This window comes from Streptomyces sp. NPDC094143, from assembly GCF_040303825.1.
Lineage (GTDB): Bacteria > Actinomycetota > Actinomycetes > Streptomycetales > Streptomycetaceae > Streptomyces.
Genome location: NZ_JBEOTZ010000028.1, coordinates 35,661 through 55,141 on the forward strand (window position 1 = coordinate 35,661; position 19,481 = coordinate 55,141).

The 19,481-nt window shown below is 72.6% G+C and carries 15 protein-coding genes and 2 pseudogenes; 8 read left to right on the top strand and 9 right to left on the bottom strand.

The features are described from left to right. Positions 1 to 222 precede the first annotated feature (222 nt). From lgoX to ABTZ58_RS29240, 6 genes are all read left to right on the top strand, one after another. Positions 223 to 2,244, top strand: a complete 2,022-nt coding sequence (lgoX, locus tag ABTZ58_RS29215; RefSeq protein WP_351362960.1) for an L-glutamate oxidase LgoX — start codon at positions 223 to 225, stop codon at positions 2,242 to 2,244. A gap of 219 nt (positions 2,245 to 2,463) precedes the next feature. Beyond that, positions 2,464 to 3,447, top strand: coding sequence for a Bug family tripartite tricarboxylate transporter substrate binding protein (locus ABTZ58_RS29220; RefSeq protein ID WP_351363154.1), 984 nt, complete (start codon positions 2,464 to 2,466; stop codon positions 3,445 to 3,447). Continuing rightward, positions 3,444 to 3,983, top strand: a complete 540-nt coding sequence (locus ABTZ58_RS29225; RefSeq protein ID WP_351362963.1) for a tripartite tricarboxylate transporter TctB family protein — start codon at positions 3,444 to 3,446, stop codon at positions 3,981 to 3,983. Before ABTZ58_RS29220 ends, ABTZ58_RS29225 begins: the two co-directional genes overlap by 4 nt. A gap of 1 nt (position 3,984) precedes the next feature. After that, entirely contained in the window at positions 3,985 to 5,478 is a 1,494-nt protein-coding gene (locus ABTZ58_RS29230) for a tripartite tricarboxylate transporter permease (RefSeq protein ID WP_351362966.1), read from the top strand. Between the two features lie 284 nt (positions 5,479 to 5,762). Then, complete coding sequence (locus ABTZ58_RS29235) at positions 5,763 to 6,878, top strand: GDSL-type esterase/lipase family protein (protein WP_351362969.1); 1,116 nt, start codon at positions 5,763 to 5,765, stop codon at positions 6,876 to 6,878. 239 nt (positions 6,879 to 7,117) lie between these two features. Continuing rightward, positions 7,118 to 8,755 carry a cellulase family glycosylhydrolase gene (locus ABTZ58_RS29240; protein WP_351362972.1) on the top strand — a complete coding sequence of 546 codons (1,638 nt, stop codon included), beginning with the start codon at positions 7,118 to 7,120 and terminating at the stop codon, positions 8,753 to 8,755. A 265-nt stretch (positions 8,756 to 9,020) separates the two neighbouring features. Here the strand turns inward: ABTZ58_RS29240 and ABTZ58_RS29245 are convergent. Next, positions 9,021 to 9,314 (bottom strand): annotated as a pseudogene (locus ABTZ58_RS29245) (M56 family peptidase); the annotation flags it as partial. Next, on the bottom strand, positions 9,257 to 9,646 hold the full coding sequence (locus ABTZ58_RS29250) for a BlaI/MecI/CopY family transcriptional regulator (protein WP_351362975.1): 390 nt from the start codon (positions 9,644 to 9,646) through the stop codon (positions 9,257 to 9,259). The gene ABTZ58_RS29250 and the pseudogene ABTZ58_RS29245, both read right to left, overlap by 58 nt. A 426-nt stretch (positions 9,647 to 10,072) precedes the next feature. Between ABTZ58_RS29250 and ABTZ58_RS29255 the strand changes: the two genes are divergently transcribed. Continuing rightward, complete coding sequence (locus ABTZ58_RS29255; protein WP_351362978.1) at positions 10,073 to 10,324, top strand: twin-arginine translocase TatA/TatE family subunit; 252 nt, start codon at positions 10,073 to 10,075, stop codon at positions 10,322 to 10,324. Between the two features lie 63 nt (positions 10,325 to 10,387). Here the strand turns inward: ABTZ58_RS29255 and htpG are convergent, their stop codons facing one another. The 3 genes from htpG to ABTZ58_RS29270 all read right to left on the bottom strand — a co-directional run bounded on the left by htpG (position 10,388) and on the right by ABTZ58_RS29270 (position 14,040). Further along, positions 10,388 to 12,283 (bottom strand): molecular chaperone HtpG, encoded by a 1,896-nt coding sequence (htpG, locus tag ABTZ58_RS29260; protein ID WP_351362981.1) that lies wholly within the window; start codon positions 12,281 to 12,283, stop codon positions 10,388 to 10,390. Between the two features lie 86 nt (positions 12,284 to 12,369). After that, positions 12,370 to 13,071 carry a class F sortase gene (locus ABTZ58_RS29265; protein ID WP_351362984.1) on the bottom strand — a complete coding sequence of 234 codons (702 nt, stop codon included), beginning with the start codon at positions 13,069 to 13,071 and terminating at the stop codon, positions 12,370 to 12,372. 132 nt (positions 13,072 to 13,203) lie between these two features. Continuing rightward, on the bottom strand, positions 13,204 to 14,040 hold the full coding sequence (locus ABTZ58_RS29270) for a hypothetical protein (protein ID WP_351362987.1): 837 nt from the start codon (positions 14,038 to 14,040) through the stop codon (positions 13,204 to 13,206). 270 nt (positions 14,041 to 14,310) lie between these two features. Here ABTZ58_RS29270 and ABTZ58_RS29275 point away from each other — a divergent pair, with 270 nt between their 5' ends. Continuing rightward, positions 14,311 to 14,526 carry a hypothetical protein gene (locus ABTZ58_RS29275; protein WP_351362990.1) on the top strand — a complete coding sequence of 72 codons (216 nt, stop codon included), beginning with the start codon at positions 14,311 to 14,313 and terminating at the stop codon, positions 14,524 to 14,526. A gap of 18 nt (positions 14,527 to 14,544) precedes the next feature. Here ABTZ58_RS29275 and ABTZ58_RS29280 read toward each other — a convergent pair whose 3' ends face one another. From ABTZ58_RS29280 to ABTZ58_RS29295, 4 genes and pseudogenes are all read right to left on the bottom strand, one after another. Further along, entirely contained in the window at positions 14,545 to 14,826 is a 282-nt protein-coding gene (locus ABTZ58_RS29280; protein ID WP_351362993.1) for a DUF3040 domain-containing protein, read from the bottom strand. A 356-nt stretch (positions 14,827 to 15,182) separates the two neighbouring features. After that, positions 15,183 to 16,385, bottom strand: a pseudogene (locus tag ABTZ58_RS29285) (cation:proton antiporter). A gap of 255 nt (positions 16,386 to 16,640) precedes the next feature. After that, on the bottom strand, positions 16,641 to 18,104 hold the full coding sequence (locus tag ABTZ58_RS29290) for an L-fucose/L-arabinose isomerase family protein (protein WP_351362996.1): 1,464 nt from the start codon (positions 18,102 to 18,104) through the stop codon (positions 16,641 to 16,643). Positions 18,105 to 18,138: 34 nt separating this feature from the next. Continuing rightward, positions 18,139 to 19,401, bottom strand: a complete 1,263-nt coding sequence (locus tag ABTZ58_RS29295; protein ID WP_351362999.1) for an MFS transporter — start codon at positions 19,399 to 19,401, stop codon at positions 18,139 to 18,141. Between the last annotated feature and the right edge of the window lie 80 nt (positions 19,402 to 19,481).

The window sequence follows — 19,481 nt, forward strand, 5'->3', positions numbered from 1 at the left end:
GACGGACGGAGAGCGCGGGTGTGAGTACGCATGTCGCAGTCTGAGGGCACGTGGCGGGCGGTGAGCGCGGTTTGCCGGGCATTCATTCCTTCGGGTTCCCCAGGCGCGCCGAGAGCGCAACGACCCACGTGACGTGCGGGTTTCGCCCCGGATTCGCTCCTTGGGGTCATTGCCCGGCCGAAGCGCGGCGCCCGGTGAACGGCCGACGCTACAAAGTTCGCCATGACTGATGATCACGCGGTGGCACGCCCCGACCACGCGGTGGCACGCCCCGACGGCGGGCTCTCCCGGCGGAGTTTCGCGACGGTGGCCGGCACGGCCACCGTCGCGACGGCCCTCACCGGCGGTACCGCCACGGCCCTGCCCGCGCCGGCCGCGCCGGCCGCCCCCGGCGCGCCACGCGGTGCCGACCCCGAGCGGTGCCTCGCCGTCGCCCGGGCTCTGCTCGTCCTCGACTCCGACGACCGCCCACTCGTCCCGCGCTACCAGCGCGTCCTGCGGGACGGGCTGCCGGCCCGCGGGACCCGCCCCAAGGACGTCCTCGTCATCGGCGCGGGCCCGGCGGGGCTGGTGACCGCCTGGCTGCTGAAGCGGGCGGGGCACCGGGTGACGGTCCTGGAGGCCAACGGCAACCGGGCGGGCGGCCGGGTCAAGACCTTCCGCAAGGGCGGGCACGAAGGCGCCGCGCAGCCGTTCGCCGACCCCCGCCAGTACGCCGAGGCGGGCGCGATGCGCCTGCCCGGCAGCCACCCGCTTGTGATGCAGCTCATCGACCAGCTCGACCTGAAGAAGCGGCGCTTCCACTACGTCGACGTCGACGAGGAAGGGCGCCCCGCCGCGCGCACCTGGATCCACGTCAACGGCATCCGGGTGCGGCGTGCCGACTACGCCCGCTCGCCCCGGCGTGTGAACCGCTCCTTCGGTGTCCCGAAGGCCCACTGGGACACCCCGGCCGCCGCCATCCTGCGCGCCGCCCTCGACCCGGTGCGCGACGAGTTCAGCCGTGTCGGCCCGGACGGCAAGCGCGTCGACAAGCCCCTGCCCGAACGGCTGCGGGGCTGGGCCCGCGTGGTGCAGAGGTTCGGCGACTGGTCGATGTTCCGCTTCCTCACCGAGCACGCCGGTCTCGACGAGCGGACCGTCGACCTGATCGGCACCCTGGAGAACCTCACCTCACGCCTGCCCCTGTCGTTCATCCACAGCTTCATCGGCTCCTCTCTCATCAGCCCCGACACGCCCTTCTACGAACTGGAGGGCGGCACGGCCGTACTGCCGGACGCGCTGCTGGAACGGGTGCGCAAGGAGGTGCGGTTCGACCGCCGGGTGACCCGCATCCAGTACCACCACCCCGACCGCCCGTCGCCGGAGGACGGGCACGTGCGGAGCAAGGGACCGCACGTGTGGGTGGACACCGTGTCCGAGGGCCGCGACGGACCGGTGGTCCGCGAGCAGTTCACCGCCGACGTCGCCGTGGTCACGGTGCCCTTCTCCGGGCTGCGCCACGTGCAGATCGACCCGCCGCTGTCGTACCGCAAGCGGCGCGCGGTGTGCGAGCTGCACTACGACAGCGCGACCAAGGTGCTGCTCGAATTCAGCCGCCGCTGGTGGGAGTTCGACGAGGACGACTGGAAGCGCGAACTGAACGCCGTCAGGCCGGGCCTGTACGAGGCGTACCGCACGGGCCGGGCCCCGGCGGACGGCAGCCTGCTCGGCGCGCATCCCTCCGTGCCGGAAGGGCACATCACGGCGGCCCAGCGCACCCACTACGCCGCCAACCGCGCGATCGGCCGCGACCAGCCGGAGGCGGCCGGTGTGGTGGGCGGCGGCTCGGTGTCGGACAACGCCAACCGCTTCATGTTCAACCCCTCGCACCCGGTCCGGGGCAGCGCGGGCGGTGTGGTCCTGGCCTCCTACAGCTGGGCGGACGACGCCCTGCGCTGGGACTCCCTGGACGACGAGGCGCGCTATCCGCACGCGCTGTGCGGTCTGCAGCAGGTCTACGGCCGGCGCGTCGAGGTGTTCTACACCGGCGCGGGCCGTACCCAGAGCTGGCTGCGCGACCCGTACGCCTACGGGGAGGCATCCGTGCTGCTGCCCGGACAGCACACGGAACTGCTGCCCGTGATCCCGGCGGCCGAAGGGCCGTTGCACTTCGCCGGGGACCACACCTCGGTCAAGCCGGCGTGGATCGAGGGGGCCCTGGAGTCCGCCGTGCGGGCCGCCCTGGAGGTGCACACGGACTAACCGGCCCCGAGTGACGGAGCCCCGGCCGCACGGCCGGGGCTCCCGCGTCTTCGGACGACGACCGCGGCGGTCGCTCCGCCGCGACCACAACGACCACAACCTCCGTTGATTCCGCAAGCGAGACACCATGTCGCCGGCCGGGCACCATGTGGCCCACCTCACCCTCCCCCACAGGGCATCGACCTACCCGCAACGACGTACCGACAGGTGGTGGCACTCGTGCGCCTGCGCACTCCCCTCGCCCTGCTCGGGGCCGCCGTGCTCGTGCTCGTCGGACCGCCGCTGCTGACCACCGGCAGCGGGGCCGAGACCGGCACACAGATCCCGGGCCTGCGTTTCATGGTCCCCAACACGCCGGGCGGCGGCTACGACATCACGGCCCGCACGGCCGCGAAGAACGCCGAGGACGCCGGACTCACCCACAACATCGAGGTGTTCAACCTGCCCGGCGCCGGCGGCACGGTGGGCCTGAGCCGGCTGGTGAGCGAGCACGGCAACGGCAAACTCGCCATGTCCATGGGCCTCGGCGTCGTGGGCGCCGTCCGCTCCAACGACGCCCCGAAGACGCTCGGCGACACCACGCCCATCGCCCGGCTCACCGAGGAGCAGGACGTCGTCGTGGTCGCCAAGGACTCCCCGTACAAGACGATCGACGACCTGATCGGCGCCTGGAAGGAGAACCCGGGCAAACTGCCGGTGGGGGGCGGCTCCTCCCCCGGCGGGCCCGACCACCTCGCGCCGATGCTGATGGCGCGCGCCGCCGGCATCCCGCCGAAGCAGGTCAACTACATCCCCTTCGACGGCGGCGGCGAGCTGCTCGCCTCCATCCTCGGCAACAAGGTCGCCTTCGGGGTCTCCGGCGTCGGCGAGTACCTCGACCAGATCAAGGCGGGCGAGCTGCGTCTCCTCGCGGTCACCGGCCCCGAGCGCGTGGCAGGGCTGGACGCGCCCACCCTGAAGGAGGCCGGGTACGACGTGAACTTCACCAACTGGCGTGGCATCGTCGCCCCGCCCGGGCTGACGGACGGCGAGCGCGCCAAGCTCGTACGGCTGATCGAGGAGCTGCACGACTCCGACGAGTGGCGCGAGGCCATGGAGCAGAACGGCTGGGACGACGCCTTCCTCGCGGGCGAGGAGTTCGGCGCGTTCCTCGACGCCGAGGACAAGCGCGTGGTGTCGGTGCTGAAGGAGCTGGGACTGTGACGACGCGGACCACCGACCAGCCCCCCGCGCGGGAGGGCGAGCGGCGCTCGTGGCTGAACGAGCACTCGGAACTCGGCGTGTGCGTCCTGCTGCTGGCGCTCGGTGTGCTCGTCCTGACCGACGCGCTCACCATGGACGTCGACATCGCCCAGCGCGGGCCGGTCGGACCGAGGACCGTGCCGGTCGTGGTCGGGGCGGGCCTGCTCGTGATCGCGGCGCTGCTCGCCGTGGACGTGCTGCGCGGCGGCCGGGGCCAGGCCGAGGGCGGTGAGGACATCGACCTGTCGGAGCCCGCCGACTGGCGCACCGTGCTGCTGCTGGCCGGGGTGTTCCTCGGCGCGGCCGTGCTGATCGAGCCGCTCGGCTTCCCCGTCGCGGGCGCCCTGTTGTTCTGGGGCGCGGCGTTCGCGCTGGGCAGCCGCCGGGTCGACCGCGATCCGCTCATCGCGGCCGGGCTCTCCCTCGTCACCTACACCGTCTTCAACAACCTGCTCGGAGTGCCCCTGCCCGGCGGTCCGCTGATGGGAGTGCTGTGACATGAACGCCCTCAACTCCCTGCTGGACGGCTTCGGTACGGCCCTCACGCCGGTCAACCTGCTCTGGGCCGCGATCGGTGTCCTGCTGGGCACGGCGATCGGGGTGCTGCCGGGCATCGGCCCGGCGATGGCGGTGGCGCTGCTGCTGCCGGTGACGTACGGGCTGGACCCGACCGGCGCGTTCATCATGTTCGCCGGCATCTACTACGGCGCCATGTTCGGCGGCTCCACGACCTCCATCCTGCTCAACACCCCCGGCGAGAGCGCGGCGGTGGTGGCGGCCATGGAGGGCAACCCCATGGCGAAGTCCGGCCGGGGCGCTCAGGCGCTGGCAGCGGCGGCCATCGGCCACTTCGCGGGCGGCATGGTCGGCACGCTCCTGCTGGTCGCGCTCGCGCCGACGGTCGCCGAACTGGCCGTGGACATCGGCGCGCCGGACTACTTCGCCATCATGGTGCTGGCGTTCATCGCGGTGACGTCGGTGCTGGGTGCGTCCCGGGTCCGGGGCATGGCCTCCCTGCTCATCGGGCTCACCCTGGGCCTGGTGGGCCTGGACCAGATGACCGGCCAGCAGCGCCTCACCTTCGGCTCGCTGCAACTCGCGGACGGAATCGACGTCGTCATCGTCGCGGTCGGCCTCTTCGCCATCGGCGAGGCCCTGTGGGTCGCGGCGCACCTGCGGCGCAGGCCGCCGGAGCCGATCCCGGTGGGGCGGCCGTGGCTGGGGCGCGGCGATCTCCGCCGCACCTGGAAGTCGTGGCTGCGCGGCCCGTTCATCGGGTTCCCGTTCGGCGCGATCCCGGCGGGCGGCGCGGAGATCCCCACCTTCCTATCGTACGTGACGGAGAAGCGCCTGTCGAAGCACAAGGACGAGTGGGGCAAGGGCGCCATCGAGGGCGTCGCGGGGCCGGAGTCGGCGGCGTCGGCCTCGGCCGCGGGCACGCTGGTGTCGATGCTGACCCTGGGCCTGCCGACCACGGCGGTCGCGGCCGTGATGCTGGCCGCCTTCCAGCAGTACGGCATCCAGCCCGGCCCGCTCCTCTTCGAGCGCGAACCCGACCTCGTGTGGGGCCTGATCGCCTCCCTGTTCGTCGGCATGGTGCTGCTGCTCGCGCTCAACCTGCCGCTGGCGCCGGTGTGGGCGAAGCTGCTGCGCATCCCGCGGCCGTACCTGTACGCCGGGATCCTGTTCTTCGCGGCGGTCGGCGCCTACGCGGTCGGCGGCGAGGTGATCGACCTGGTGATCCTGCTGGTCATCGGCCTGATCGGCTTCGGCATGCGCCGTTACGGGCTGCCGGTGCTGCCCGCCGTCATCGGCGTGATCCTCGGTCCGAGCGCGGAGCAGCAGCTGCGCCGCGCCCTGCAGATCAGCGACGGCAGCGTCACGGGGCTGGTCGACACGCCGTTCGCGGTGACCGTCTACGCGGTGATCGTGGTGCTGCTGGCCTGGCCCCTGCTGCGGAAGGCGGTGACACGGGCCCGCGAGGCGGCCTGACCTGGTCACCATGACCTTTCCATGACCTCTCCATCGGCCAGGGCGGCCCGCACGCGCGGACCTGAACACCGCGCGTACGGGCCGCCGTTGGTCCGTGCTGGCTCTTCGAGCCTTGTCGGCCGGCCGGCGACTGCGCATCCTCGACGGCCGGGGAACGGGCTCGACCGCCCGGATTCGGTCCCGGTCGCCCAGCGCGCTCCACCCTCCCGCCTCTTGACGCGTCACGGACAAGGGTGGCTTGATGTCATGGGAGCGCTCCCACATCCTCCAGGGAAGGGACCACCATGCGCAGAACCCCCCGCACGTTCCCCCGCCCACGGCTCGTCCCGCTCCTCGGCCTGCTGGCCGCCCTGCTCCTCCCGCTCGGTCTGACCTCGGCCCCGCGCGCCGCGGCCGCCCCCGGCGCGGACCCCGTCCGCGTCATGCCGCTCGGCGACTCGATCACCGGCTCGCCGGGCTGCTGGCGGGCCGTGCTGTGGAACCGGCTGGTCGGCAGCGGCTATACGGACATCGACTTCGTCGGCACCCTCCCGCCGCAGGGCTGCGGCCAGGCCCACGACGGCGACAACGAGGGCCACGGCGGCGAGTTGGCCACCCACGTGGCCGACCAGAACCTGCTGCCCGGCCGGCTCGCGGCCACCGACCCGGACATCGTTGTCATGCACTTCGGCACGAACGACGTGTGGAGCGGCATCGCTCCCGACCGCATCCTCGCCGCCTACACCCGGCTGGTCGGGCAGATGCGGGCCGCCAACCCGGAGATGCGGATCCTCGTCGCGCAGCTCATCCCGATGAACCCGGGCAGTTGTGCGGCCTGCGCGCAGCGCGTCGTCGACTTCAACGCGCGGATTCCCGCATGGGCGCGGGCGACGAGCACCGACCGCTCGCCGGTCACCGTGGTCGACCAGTGGACGGGCTTCAGCACGGCCACCGACACCTACGACGGCGTGCATCCCAACGCCTCCGGCGACGCGAAGATCGCCGCTCGCTGGTTCCCGGCCCTGGCGGCGGTCCTCGACGCGGGCGTCCCGCAGGGCCCGGATGACCCCGGCGACCCCGGTGATCCCGGTGATCCCGCCGCCTGCACCGCCCGTTTCCGGGCCGTCTCCGCCTGGCAGGGCGGCTATCAGGGCGAGGTGACGGTGACCAACACCGCCGCCTCCGCCACCGCGGGCTGGACCGCGACCGTCGTTCCGGCGGGCGGCGCGCGTCTCACCCAGGTCTGGAACGGCACGCTCGGCACGGCCGCGGACGGCAAGGCCACCGTCGCGAACGCGGGCTGGAACGGTGCGCTGGCCCCGGGCGCGAGCGCCACGTTCGGTTTCGTAGCCACCGCCCCGGCAACCGCCCACGCCCCGGCGGCGACCGTCACGTGCACGGTAGGGGCCCCGGCCTCCTGACACCCGGCCGGGCCGGTGGCACCCGCGCACCAACTCCACCTCCCGGTCGCTCCCGCCCGGGCTGCGGCAACCGGCAGCCACGGACCAGCGGTCCCCGCCCCGTACGGCACCACACGCCCCACCACGAGCGACCCGGCCGGGCAGCGAACCCGACGGCCGGCCGAAGGACCCCTGCACCACTGGCACCACCGCACCACCCGCAGCGCACACCCCCACCCGACCCCGCACCCGGAGCCGCCATGAAATCCCGAGTACCGCTTCCAGCCCCTCGCCCGGCCACCGTCGCCACCGTCCTGCTCGGCCTGCTCCTGTCCTTCCTCACCCTCACCACCCCGGCCCACGCCGCCCCCGCCGGCTTCCGTGTCGAGAACGGCCGGCTCCTTGAGGCCTCCGGGAACGACTTCGTGATGCGCGGCGTCAATCACGCGCACACCTGGTACCCGGACCGGATCAGCTCCCTCGCCCACATCAAGGCCAAGGGCGCCAACACCGTCCGCGTGGTGCTCTCCAGCGGTGACCGCTGGACCCGCAACGACACCGCCGACGTGGCGAACGTGGTCGCGCAGTGCAAGCAGAACCGGCTGATCTGCGTCCTGGAGGTGCACGACACCACCGGCTACGGCGAGCAGAGCGGAGCCGTCACGCTCTCCCGCGCCGCCGACTACTGGATCAGCGTGCAGAGCGCGCTGACCGGCCAGGAGGACTACGTCATCGTCAACATCGGCAACGAGCCGTACGGCAACACGAACTACTCGGCGTGGACGGCCGACACGAAGGCGGCGATCCAGAAGCTGCGCACCGCCGGCTTCGACCACACGATCATGGTCGACGCGCCCAACTGGGGCCAGGACTGGGCGTTCACCATGCGCGACAACGCCGCCTCGGTCTTCGCCGCCGACCCGGACGCCAACACCGTCTTCTCGATCCACATGTACGGCGTCTTCGACACGGCCGCCGAGATCACCGACTACCTCAACCGCTTCGTCACCGCGAAACTCCCCATCGTGGTCGGCGAGTTCGGCCACGACCACTCGGACGGCAACCCCGACGAGGACACCATCCTGGCCGTCACCCAGCAGCTCCGTCTGGGCTACCTCGGCTGGTCCTGGAGCGGCAACGGCGGCGGCGTCGAGTATCTGGACATGGTCACGAACTTCGACCCGAACCAGCTCACCAGCTGGGGGCAGCGGCTCTTCAACGGCCCGAACGGCATCGCCGCCACCGCAAAGGAGGCCGCGATCTACTCCTCCGGCGGTGGCGACACCACTGCCCCGACGGCCCCCGGCACCCCGGCCGCCTCGGGGGTGACGTCCTCCTCCGCGACCCTGACGTGGGACGCCGCCACCGACGCCACGGGCGTCACCGGCTACGACGTCGTCCGGATCAGCGGCGGCACCGAGACGGTCGTGAACAGCACGACCCGCACCACCGCGACCCTGACCGGCCTGTCCCCCGCGACCGTCCACACCTTCGCCGTCTACGCCCGTGACGCCGCCGGCAACCGCTCGCCCCGCTCGGGCACGGTGACGGTGACGACCGCCCCCGGCGGCACCCCGTCGGCGTGCGGGGTCGGCTACCGGGTGACGGGCAGCTGGCCCGGCGGCTTCCAGGGCGAGATCACCCTGCGCAACACCGGGACGTCCGCGATCAACGGCTGGACGCTGCGCTGGACCTTCCCGGACGGCCAGCGGATCAGCAGCCTCTGGGGCGGTACGGCCACGCAGAGCGGCTCCGACGTCAGTGTGGCGGCCGCCCCGTACACGGCGACCGTCCCCGCCGCCGGCTCGGTCACCCTGGGCTTCACGGCGACCCGGGGGGCCTCCAACCCCAGCCCGACCGCGTTCACCCTGAACGGCGCGGCCTGCTCCGTGAGCTGACCGCGCCCCGTGCGGCGGTGCCGCCGCGGCCTTGGTCGTCCGGGCCCGGCGGCAGCGTCGGTGCAGAGCACGAGGGTGCCGCCGGGCGCGTCGGTGAGGCCGGCCCGCGGACGGAGGACGTGGTACGGGCGGGCGGCGGCCCGGCCGCCTTCCGCCGGGGCCGTCCTTCCTCCCGGCCCCGCACACCTCGCCACGAGACACGGCGTATCCGCGCCGGACGATGCCCTGAATGTCGGTGAGAGGCCGAGGCCCGCCGCGAGGCCTGTCAGAGCGGCGCCGCCGCGTGCAGGATGAACACCATCGTGACGGCCGAGTTCGCGGACGACATCGCCGACACCGCCGTCCCGGCCGCCGCAGCCCACGCCGCCAGCCCCACCGAGGTGAAGGCCGGGGGCCAGTCGCGCGCCGCCGGTGCCGGACCGAACAGCGCCGGCGCCGGGGTGCCCCGGGAGACGAGCGCGGCGGTGCCGATGGCGCGGGCCACCGTGCGGCGGCTGCCGGTCACCCGGGCGGCCTCCTCGTCTGGGCCTTGTCCAGCAGGTCGCGCAGCAGCCGCTCGTCGTCCGGGCCGAGGCCGGTGAGGAAGCTGGCCAGCACGGCCTCGCGGTCGCTCTCGGCGTCCAGGACCTTGCGCATCTTCCGGGCGGCCAGGCCCGCCTGGTCGGAGGCGGGCGTCCAGACGAAGGACCGGCCGACCCGCTCCCGGGTGACCGCGCCCTTGCCCAGCAGCCGGGTCAGGATCGTGATCACCGTCGTGTACGCGAGGTCGCCGCCGAGGCGTTCCTGCACCCAGCCGGCCGTGGCCGGACCGTCCGCCTCCCGCAGCGCCGACAGCACCAGCGCCTCCAGCTCGCCCTGTCCCCGCCGGGGACGCTGCCGGGGATCCGTCACTGCCCTGCCTCCCTTCCGCCGCACTGCGCTGCCCGTGCGGACATCGTATAGATCCGCCGGACCGCCCCCGTCATCTTCTACACTGATGTAGATTTCGGAGCGACACCACCGCACACGCCAACAAGGAGCACCTCGTGGGAGTTGGGCAGCGCGCACATCCGCGCCGCGCTCGCGCACGCCGTCGCCATGACGGTGGCGGCGCGCTGCGGGCGGCGGGTGCGCCGGGGCGCTGCCCGGCTCGCTCGTCACGGCCGGCTGGAGCGTGGCCCTCGTCGCGGCCCTGACCGGACTCGCCGCGGGGACCGCACTGCCGCTGGCGGCCCTGCGCCGGCACCCGGGGGCGCGTCCCGAGGCGGCGATCACCCCCTGCTCCCCGCCCGATACGCTCGCGCCGTGCCCGGCCCGGGCGAGAAAGGACAGGACACCATGTTCGGACTGAGCGAGCTCGCGATCATCCTCATCGTCGTCATAGCCGTCATCGGGATCAGGAAGCTCCCCGAGCTGACGCGCTCGGCCGGCAAGGCGGCCCGCATCCTCAAGGCCGAGGCCCGGGCCGCGAAGGACCAGGAGGCCGGGACGGCCCCCGCGCCGCGGGTGGTCCAGGGCGAAGTCGTCCCGCCGGGCACCGGGACGCCCCCGCCCGGCGCGCGGACGGCGGACGCCCCGGACCCCCGCTGATCCGTCCCTCGCCGGAGCGACGCGACACCGGCGTGACGGCGTGACGGCGTGACGGCGTGACGGCTACAGCGTGCGCTCCAGGCGGTCCGCCACCAGCTTCACGAACTTCGCCGGGTCCTTCGGCTGGCCACCCTCGGCGAGCACCGCGAGGGTGTGCAGCAGTTCCGCGGACTCGGCCAGCTCCGAGCGGTCCGTGCGCTCCTGGTAGGCCTGGTTCAGGCCCTTCACCAGCGGGTGACCCGGGTTGAGCTCCAGGATCCGCTTCGTCCGCGGCACCTCCTGGCCCATAGCCCGGTACATGTTCTCCAGGGCCGGGGTCAGGTCGTGCGCGTCGGAGACGACACAGGCCGGGGAGACGGTGAGCCGGGTCGACAGACGCACCTCCTTGATCTCTTCGTCCAGCTGCTCGCGCATCCAGCCGAGCAGACCGGCGTACTCCTCGGCCTGCTTCTCCCGCTCCTCGCCGGCCTTCTCCGCCTCCTCGGCGTCCAGGTCGATCTCGCCCTTGGCCACCGACCGCAGCTTCTTGCCCTCGTACTCGCCGACGGCGTCGACCCACACCTCGTCGACGGCGTCGGTGAGCAGCAGCACCTCGATGCCCTTGGCACGGAACGCCTCCATGTGCGGGGAGTTCTCGATGCTCTGCCGGGACTCGCCGGTGAGGTAGTAGATGTCCTCCTGGCCGTCCTTCATCCGCTCCACGTACTGGGCGAGCGTGGTCGGCTCGTCCCCGTGCGTGGTCGTGAACGAGGCGACGGCGAGCAGGGCGTCGCGGTTCTCGGAGTCGGTGACCAGGCCCTCCTTCAGAACCGTGCCGAACTCGCGCCAGAGGGTGGCGTAGCGGTCGGCGTCCTTGGTCATGATCTCCTTGACCGTGGACAGCACCTTCTTCGTCAGCCGGCGCTGCATCATCCGGATGTGCCGGTCCTGCTGCAGGATCTCGCGCGAGACGTTCAGCGAGAGGTCCTGCGCGTCGACGACCCCCTTGACGAATCGCAGGTAGGGCGGCAGCAGTTCCTCGCAGTCGTCCATGATGAAGACGCGCTTCACATACAGCTGGACACCGCGCTTGAAGTCCCGGGTGAACAGGTCGTGCGGCGCGTGCGCGGGGATGAACAGCAGCGACTGGTACTCGAAGGTGCCCTCCGCCTGGAGCCGGATCGTCTCCAGCGGCTCGCGCCAGTCGTGGCTGATGTGCTTGTACAGCTCGTGGTACTCGTCGTCGGAGACCTCGTCGCGCGAGCGGGCCCACAGGGCCTTCATGGAGTTCAGCGTCTCCGGCTCGGGCGCCTCCTGCCCCTCACCGGCCTCCGGGATCATCCGGATGGGCCAGGTGATGAAGTCCGAGTACCGCTTGACGATCTCCCGGATCTTCCACTCGGAGGTGTAGTCGTGGAGCTGGTTCTCGGTGTCGGCCGGCTTCAGGTGGAGGGTGACGGAGGTGCCCTGCGGGGCGTCGTCGACACGCTCCAGGGTGTAGGTGGCCTCGCCGCGCGAGCTCCAGCGGGTGCCCTGGTCCTCTCCGGCCCGGCGGGTGACCAGCGTGACCTCGTCCGCCACCATGAAGCCGGAGTAGAAGCCGACACCGAACTGTCCGATCAGCCCCTCGGCCCCGGCCGCGTCCTGGGCCTCGCGCAGCTCCTTCAGCAGGGTCGCCGTGCCCGACTTGGCGATGGTCCCGATGAGCTGCCCGACCTCGTCGTACGACATGCCGATGCCGTTGTCCCGCACTGTGAGGGTGCGGGCCTCCTTGTCGACGTCGATCTCGATGTGCAGGTCCGACACGTCGGCGTCGAGCGAATCGTCCCGCAGCTTCTCCAGACGCAGCTTGTCGAGCGCGTCGGAGGCGTTGGAGACGAGTTCGCGCAGGAAGACATCCTTGTTCGAGTAGACCGAGTGGATCATCAGCTGCAGCAGCTGACGGGCCTCTACCTGGAACTCAAACGTTTCGGTCGTCATGGTTAGCGAATACCTCACAGGTCGCACAGTCGCCTGAACTGGTGGCAGTCACTGTAAAACACCAAGTCAGGCGGGAGGACCGGAAGTCAGACGAGGTGGGCGAAGACCACGAGGTTCTCGGTGTAGTCCCGGGCCCGACGGTCGTAGGCGCCGGCGCAGGTGATGAGGCGGACCTGGGCGTCGGGGGTGTCGCCGTAGACGCGCTCGCTGGGGAAGGCGTCCTTGCGGAACGACTCCTTGTGGTCGACGACGAAGGTGGCCCTGCTGCCGTCGGCCCGGTTCACGTGGAACCGGTCGCCCTTCTTCAGCTCGCCGAGCCGGGCGAACACCGCCGGTGAGGTCGTGGTGTCCACGTGCCCGGCGATGATCGCGGTTCCGGCCTCGCCGGGCGAGTGGCCCTTGGCGTACCAGCCGACGAGGTTGGTGTCGTCGGGCGGGGGCGGGTCGAGTTGCCCCGACCGGCCGATGGCCAGGTCGGTGAAGGGCGCGTCGACGTCGATCTTCGGGATGAGCAGGCGGACCGGCTTGGACCGCGGCAGGTGCGCGGCGGCCTCGGACGCGGCGGACGGCCGCGCCGCCGGGGCGGCGGATCCGTCGGGCACGGCGGAGGCGGTGGCCGGCGGGGCGTGCGGCGGGCCGCCCGCGTCGGACGACGTGCCGCGGCCGCCGACCAGGTGCGCGGTCAGCAGGAGCGCGGCCGCGATCCAGACCGCCGTCACGGCGGTGCGCAGCCGCCGTTGCTTCGGGGCGGGAGCGGGTTCGGCCGGGGAGTCGGGACTGGCTGCCATCGGGAACCACCTCATTCGGGCACGGCGACGGGTCGGGCGCGGCAGCGGGCGCGACCCGCGGGAGGACGAGCCGGGCCGCCGCGACGCCCGGAGGCGTGCGGCGGCCGCGGCGCTTGTGGCGTCAGGCACCCGTCATGCGGCACCCTGCGACGCCCGCTGGCGGCGCAGCACGTACAGGCCGGTGCCGGCCGCCGCCAGCACGGCGAGGCCGCCGGCGGTCACGCCCGGTGCGCCGGCCAGTCCGCCGCCACCGGTGTGCATGCCACCGTGCGGCTTGTCGTGCTTGCCGTGCCAGGAGCCCTTCTCGTTCTCGTCGTGCTTGCCGTTCTCCTCGTGCTTGCCGTTCTCGTCGTGCTTGCCGTTCTCCTCGTGCTTGCCGTTCTCCTCGTGCTTGCCGTTCTCCTCGTGCTTGCCGTTCTCCTCGTGCTTGCCGTTCTCCTCGTGCTTGCTGTTCTCCTCGTGCTTGCCGTTCTCCTCGTGCTTCTCGCCGTAGGCGTTCCCTTCCTGCTTGTCGCCCCAGGGGTCCTCGGCGTCGTGGTTGTCCCAGTTGTCGTCCGCGTTCACCGCGGTCAGGGCTCCGCCACCGGTGTGCACCCCGCCACGCGGCTTGTCGTGGCCGTCGTGCTTGCCGTGCTCCTCGTACCGGTCTTCCTTGGCGTTCCAGGAGTTCTCGTCGTGCCCGTCGTCCTTGCCGTGCTCCTCGTGCTTGCCCTCGTCGTCACGGTGGTCGCCGTAACCGTTCTCGTCGTGGCTCGAGTCGTCGTCCGCGGTCAGCCCGGTCAGCGCCCCGCCGCCCGTGTGCATCCCGCCGCGCGGCTCGTGGTGCTTGCCGTCCTTGTGGTGCTCCTTGCTGTACGAAGTGGTGTCGTGGTCCCAGTCACCCATCGCCTCGGCGCAGGCGGTGGGTGCGGCGATCGCGAGTGCGGCCGTGGCCGTGGCCGTCGCGAGCAGCATTCGGGCAGAGCGCATCAGTGAGTCCTTTCGTCGCCGACCGGGCAGCTGACGCCGCGCCAGCTCACGAGACCCGGTCCCGACGTGAACCACCGTCAGTCATGCCGGGCCGTCCCACCATCCGGGGCGTTCACATGGGTTACGCCCCCACTCTGACGGCGGCATCCCTGCCCTCGCCGCGCCGCTCCCGAGAGAGCCGCGACCTCCGCCTCCGGGCACCGTCTCCCACGGCGGCCGAGCCCCTGGGGGAGGGGGCCCGGGGTGTGACTGACCGAGGACGGCATCGCGGTGCCCGGCACCGACGGGGGCAACGCGCACGCGGCCGTCCCCGGAGGCAGCTACCCGCCGGCGGAGTACGAGCTGTCCCCCGCGCTCCTCCGGCGGCTGGCCGAGGGCAGCGCCGACGTAGCCGATCTCCTGGCGTGGGCCGCGCACACGCGGCGGAGGGGCACTCCCGCGCCCCAGGAGCGCGAGGCGCTGCCGCGGAAGTGGGCCGGGCTGTAGCGTCCGGGTGCCCGACCGCTACCTCGGTCCGCGGTGGCCCCGGCGGGCCGGGTCCGGGTCGACCAGCTGGGCCGTCAGGCCGGCCAGGACCAGTCCGCAGGCGATGAGCAGGCCCTGGGACAGGGCGATGCCCGACCCGAGGACGGTCACACCGAGGGCGAGGCCCCACCAGGCACCGGTGCGCCGGTACTGCCTGGGCCGGACCGGGCGGCCGGACCGCAGGGCGCGGGCGAACCGGGGGTCCTCACGCTCCAGGCGCGCTGCGAGGTCGACCAGACGTTCGTCTTCGGGCGGGGGCACGGCGACTCCTTCCGGAACCCGGCAGCGCTGGGGGGCAGGGCACGGCCGACGCCATGACACGTCCTGGGTGCCGGGCCCTGTGACGGTGCGACGGGGGACAGCCTGCCGCCGCCGTCCCACCGGGGCTTCAGCGTCTCCCCCCTCCAGAGGCGTCCGCCATCAGGCCCTGCCCTCATTCTTCCCGGTGGCCGCGCCCCACGAACGCCGGGCGGCGGGCGGGTGTTCGCTCCGCTCATGGGTGGTGTCACGGATGGCAACGCCTCCCGGGGCGTCACCGAGCGCGAGCAACCGCGAGGAGAGCACTGCGCCCGGGGCTCCCCCGCGGTGCCGCGGCCCGACGCTCCCCCGCGGTGTCGTCAGCGCTCGGCCTCGGCGGGCTCGGGCACGGAGGGAGTGCCGCCGGCCGGGGTGTCGTCCGCCGGGTCCATGGCGCCCCGGTCGTGCGACGTGCGGCCGGGCAGCAGGCCCTGGCCGGCCCGGAGCGCGCGGGCGAGCAGGTGGGCACGTCCGGCGGCGATGGGCCCGAGGACCGCGAGGACGAGGACGGACCCGGCGATGAACGGGGCGAGGCGGGCGTCCAGTCCGGCGGTGGCGGCCATGGCGGCCAGGATCAGCGCGAACTCCCCGCGGGCGACGAGCGTGGTGGCGATCTCGGCGGCGGGCTCGGTGCCGTAGCGGTAGAGGCGGGCGACGAGGAGGCCCGCGGCGACGTTCATGACGACGGTCAGCGCGGCCGCCGCGGCGACCGGGCCGGCGACGGACAGGAGGTCGCCGGGGTCGATGGACAGGCCGAAGGCGAAGAAGAAGATCGCCGCGAAGGCGTCGCGCAGCGGGTGCACCAGGTCCCGGACGCGTGGGCCGGAGGGTGTGCCGGCGAGGATCAGGCCGACCATGACGCGCCGATGGCGTCGGCGACTCCGAGGGCCTCGGACACTCCGGCCACCAGGACGGCCGCGCCGAGGAAGCTGATGACGAGGAGTTCGTCGTCGCGGGTCGCGATCAGCCGCCCGACCAGGCGGGCGGCGTAGCGGGCCGCGGCGGCCAGCGCCAGCAGGAAGCCGAAGGCCTTGGCGCCCTGCAGGACCATGTCGCCCATGTCCGCCGAGGACGAGCCGTGTCTCGGGGCGGCCGATGCGGCCCAGGTCGATGAGGATCTTGGTGACGATGGCGGACGAGGAGATCCCGAGGACACCGGCGAGGACGAGGGCCTCCCGGACCCCCCAGCCCAGGGCGAAGCCGAAGGCCAGGCCCGCGCCGACGTTGAGCAGCAGGTAGATGCCGCCCGCGGTCAGCAGGCGCCGGCCGCCGCTTCTGAGGTCGTCGAGGTGGAACTCCAGGCCCAGGTAGAACAGCAGCAGCACCAGTCCGAGCGCGGAGAGCATCTCGAAGTCGTGTGCGTCCTCGACGATGACCAGGCCCGGGGTGTGCGGTCCGAGCAGGATGCCGGCGAGCATGAACAGCGGGATCGTCGGGAGTCCGATCCTGCCGCCGAGGCGGGCGAGGAAGGCGGCGGCGAGGAAGGCACCGCCCATGGCGAGCAGGCTGTCAGCGTGTCCCACGGGTCACCGCCTTCGTCCGCGGCGGGCGGATCGTTTCATCGTGCGGGGACGGATAAGGGCTCCTCCTTGGTGGGCGGTGCGGGGGGCGTCGTCGTGCGCCGCACGGCTGACGGCCGTCGGCTCAAGCGTGGTCGGCTCGGACGACGCTGCCAGCCTCACACGGGCACCGGTGGCGCGACCATCGGTGCCCGCACCCACATCCGGGCGGGAACGACACCCATCCCGTCCGTCCTGCCGTCCCGTCCTGCCGTCCCGTCAGACGTGCCGGTGTCCGATGCCCAGCAGGCTGGCCGCCGCCCCGAAGTCCTCGGCGTGGTGGCCGACCGCGAGGGACCAGTGGTGGCCCACGCCCGTGGCGCTCCACGCGTCGACCCACTCGCCGGGATCCCGGCCGAAGTCGACCCGGCTGGTGGTGTTGCCGATCTCCAGCAGCGGTCCGGGGACGACGGTGCCCTCGGAGGTGACGAAGGACAGGCTGCCATCGGCGTCCTGGCCCAGTCCGAGCAGGGTGACGGGCCCGTGCCGGACGTCGAACTCCACGCTCACGCCCCAGCCGCGCTTGCCGTGATAGACGCCGAGGCCGCGCAGCAGCGGGTCGCGGGAGGCGACGGCGAGGTGGGCGGGCCCGTCGTGGCCCATCTCCACCACGCCGTCCTCGAAGTTCAGGGCCTGGATCTCCGTGAAGGACCCTCCGGCGCCGATGCTCTGGGAGGCCAGCTGAGCGAGGGAGGTGCGCAGTTCGTACTCGCCGGCGGCGGGCACGCCCCGGGCGGTGAGCAAGGAGGCGCCGAGGATCATGCCGGCGCCGAGCCGCTCGTGCAGTTCGCCGTCGAGGCCGCGGTGGTAGTAGGCGAGGCTGTCGAGCGCGAAGTCCTCCACGAGCCGGTCGAGGGCGACCGAGACGGTCGCGCCCCAGGCGAAGTCCTCCTCGTCCACGCTGTCGTCCAGGGTGAAGACCTGTCGGGCGAGCGCCATGCGCTGTTGCGTCTCGGTCTCGGTCACCCGCTCGACGCGGTGCCGCAGGTCGTCGAACTCCAGCACCTCCACGTGCGAGCCGAACGTCGCGGCCAGCAGGGTCGGGTCGGTCTGCACGTCGAGCATGCCGGGATACACGTGCCCCATGAGGCCGTGCCGGGCGTGCCGGAGCGCGGCACGCACGTGCGCGGCCCGGATCCACCGCTCGATGCGCCGCCAGGCGGACTCCTGCCGCAGCCAGCCCGACACCGAACGGAAGGGGACGCCGGCGCGCCGGAAGACGTTGCCGACCTCGGGGACGGGGCACTGCCCGCAGTAGGCCAGCCAGGCCCCGGTGTCGAAGGAGGCGTGGTCCATCCGCTCGGTCGGCTGGAGGTCGATGACCAGCACGGGGGTGTGCGAGCGCCGGGCGATCGGCAGCACCATGGAGGAGGTGAGGTAGGTCGTCAGGAACAGCACGATCAGGTCGCAGTCGGCGCGGCGCAACTGCTCGGCGGCGCGCGCTCCTTCCTGCGCGTCGGAGATGAACCCGGCGTCGGTCACCTCCGCGTCCATGGCCCGGAACCGCTCGGCGACGTAGGCGGCGGACTCCTTCAGTTGCGGGAGGAGGCCGGGGAACTGCGGCCAGTAGGCGCCGAGTCCGCCGGCGACCAGCCCGATACGGGTGGGGCGCCGGGTGACCGGTGGGAGCAGGTCGTGCAGGGCGGCGGCCCGTACGGCCGTGTGATCCGCGGTCGTTGCCATGGTCGTGCTCCTTGTCGGGTCGGCCTGCTGCGGCTCAGGGACTGGTGACGCGCAGGTCCGCTCTGCCGGGCACCGCACCCGGGACACGCGGGACCAGGACGCGGATGATGAACACGCCCGCGAACGCCGCGGCCGTCATGCAGGCGGTGATAGTCCAGAGCAGGACGGACGGGCTGTGGTCGGCGAGGGCGGGGGTGAAGAACGCGGCGATCGCGAACACGCCCCGGGACAGGGCGTAGGTGAGGCCCTGGGTGGTGCCGCGGGTGTCGGCGGGCAGGGTGAGCTGCGACCACACCTTGTAGTTGGCCTCGCCGGCGAAGGGGTTGGAGAGCTGGTAGAGCACGAAGAAGACGAGCATGCCGGAGAGGGCGCCCGCGGTGAGGGACGCGATGACGAACGCCAGGATCTGCACGACCGCGGCCACGTGGAAGAGCCGGTCGCGCCAGGGGGTGTCGGCGACCCGGACGAAGGCGAGGGTCAGCAGGACCCCGATGGGGATGAAGGCCAGGTTGATGCCGGTGGCCAGGCTCTGGGAGGCGTCGCTGACGGTGACGAGGAGGTAGGTGCCGAACTGGCCGAAGGTGTTGGCACCGAGGCCCCAGGTGACGTAGAAGACGAACGTCGCGGCCATCGGCAGCAGGGCGGCGCGGGTCCACACGCTCCTCAGCGAGATGCCCTCCGGGGCGTCCTGCGGCTCCGTGCCGGCCGTCCCGTGCCCGGCCGGCAGTTTCAGCCGGGAGCGCAGGGCCCAGGTGACGAGTGCCGCGACGGCCAGTTGCCCGGTGATGAGCCGGGCCCCGGTCATGCCGGTGGTGGACAGGACGAAGCCGAGGAAGACGGCGACGGTGATGCCCAGCATCCACATGACCTGCGTGAACGCCACGAGTCTGCCCCGCGCCCAGGAGGGGGCGGCGTCCGACACCACGGCCAGGGAGGTCGGCAGGTCGGCGCCCGCCGCGAGTCCCGCGACGAAGACGCCGATCAGCAGGGTGATGTCATCAGGCGCCAGAGTGATGACGAGCGCGCCGAGCGCGAAGCAGAAGATGTCCCAGTTGTAGACGCGGCGGCGGCCGAAGAGGTCGGCGAGCCGTCCGCCGACGAGGGACCCGACGGCGATGCAGCCGGTGACGAGCGCGCTGACCGCCCCGGCCGTCCACACGCCCATGTCGTAACTGTCGCGGTAGATGGCCAGGTTGACGGAGATGCTCACGATCAGCCCGGCGTCGAGGTAGGAGGCCATGCCCGACAGGGCGGCGGCCTTCCAGAGCGGTTTCGGGATGGGTCGGGTACCGGCCATGCTGCGACTCCGTCGTCTGGTGACATCGCGGTTCCGGGGCCTGGTCGCAGCGAATATAGAGCGCTGAAAACGTTGCAACA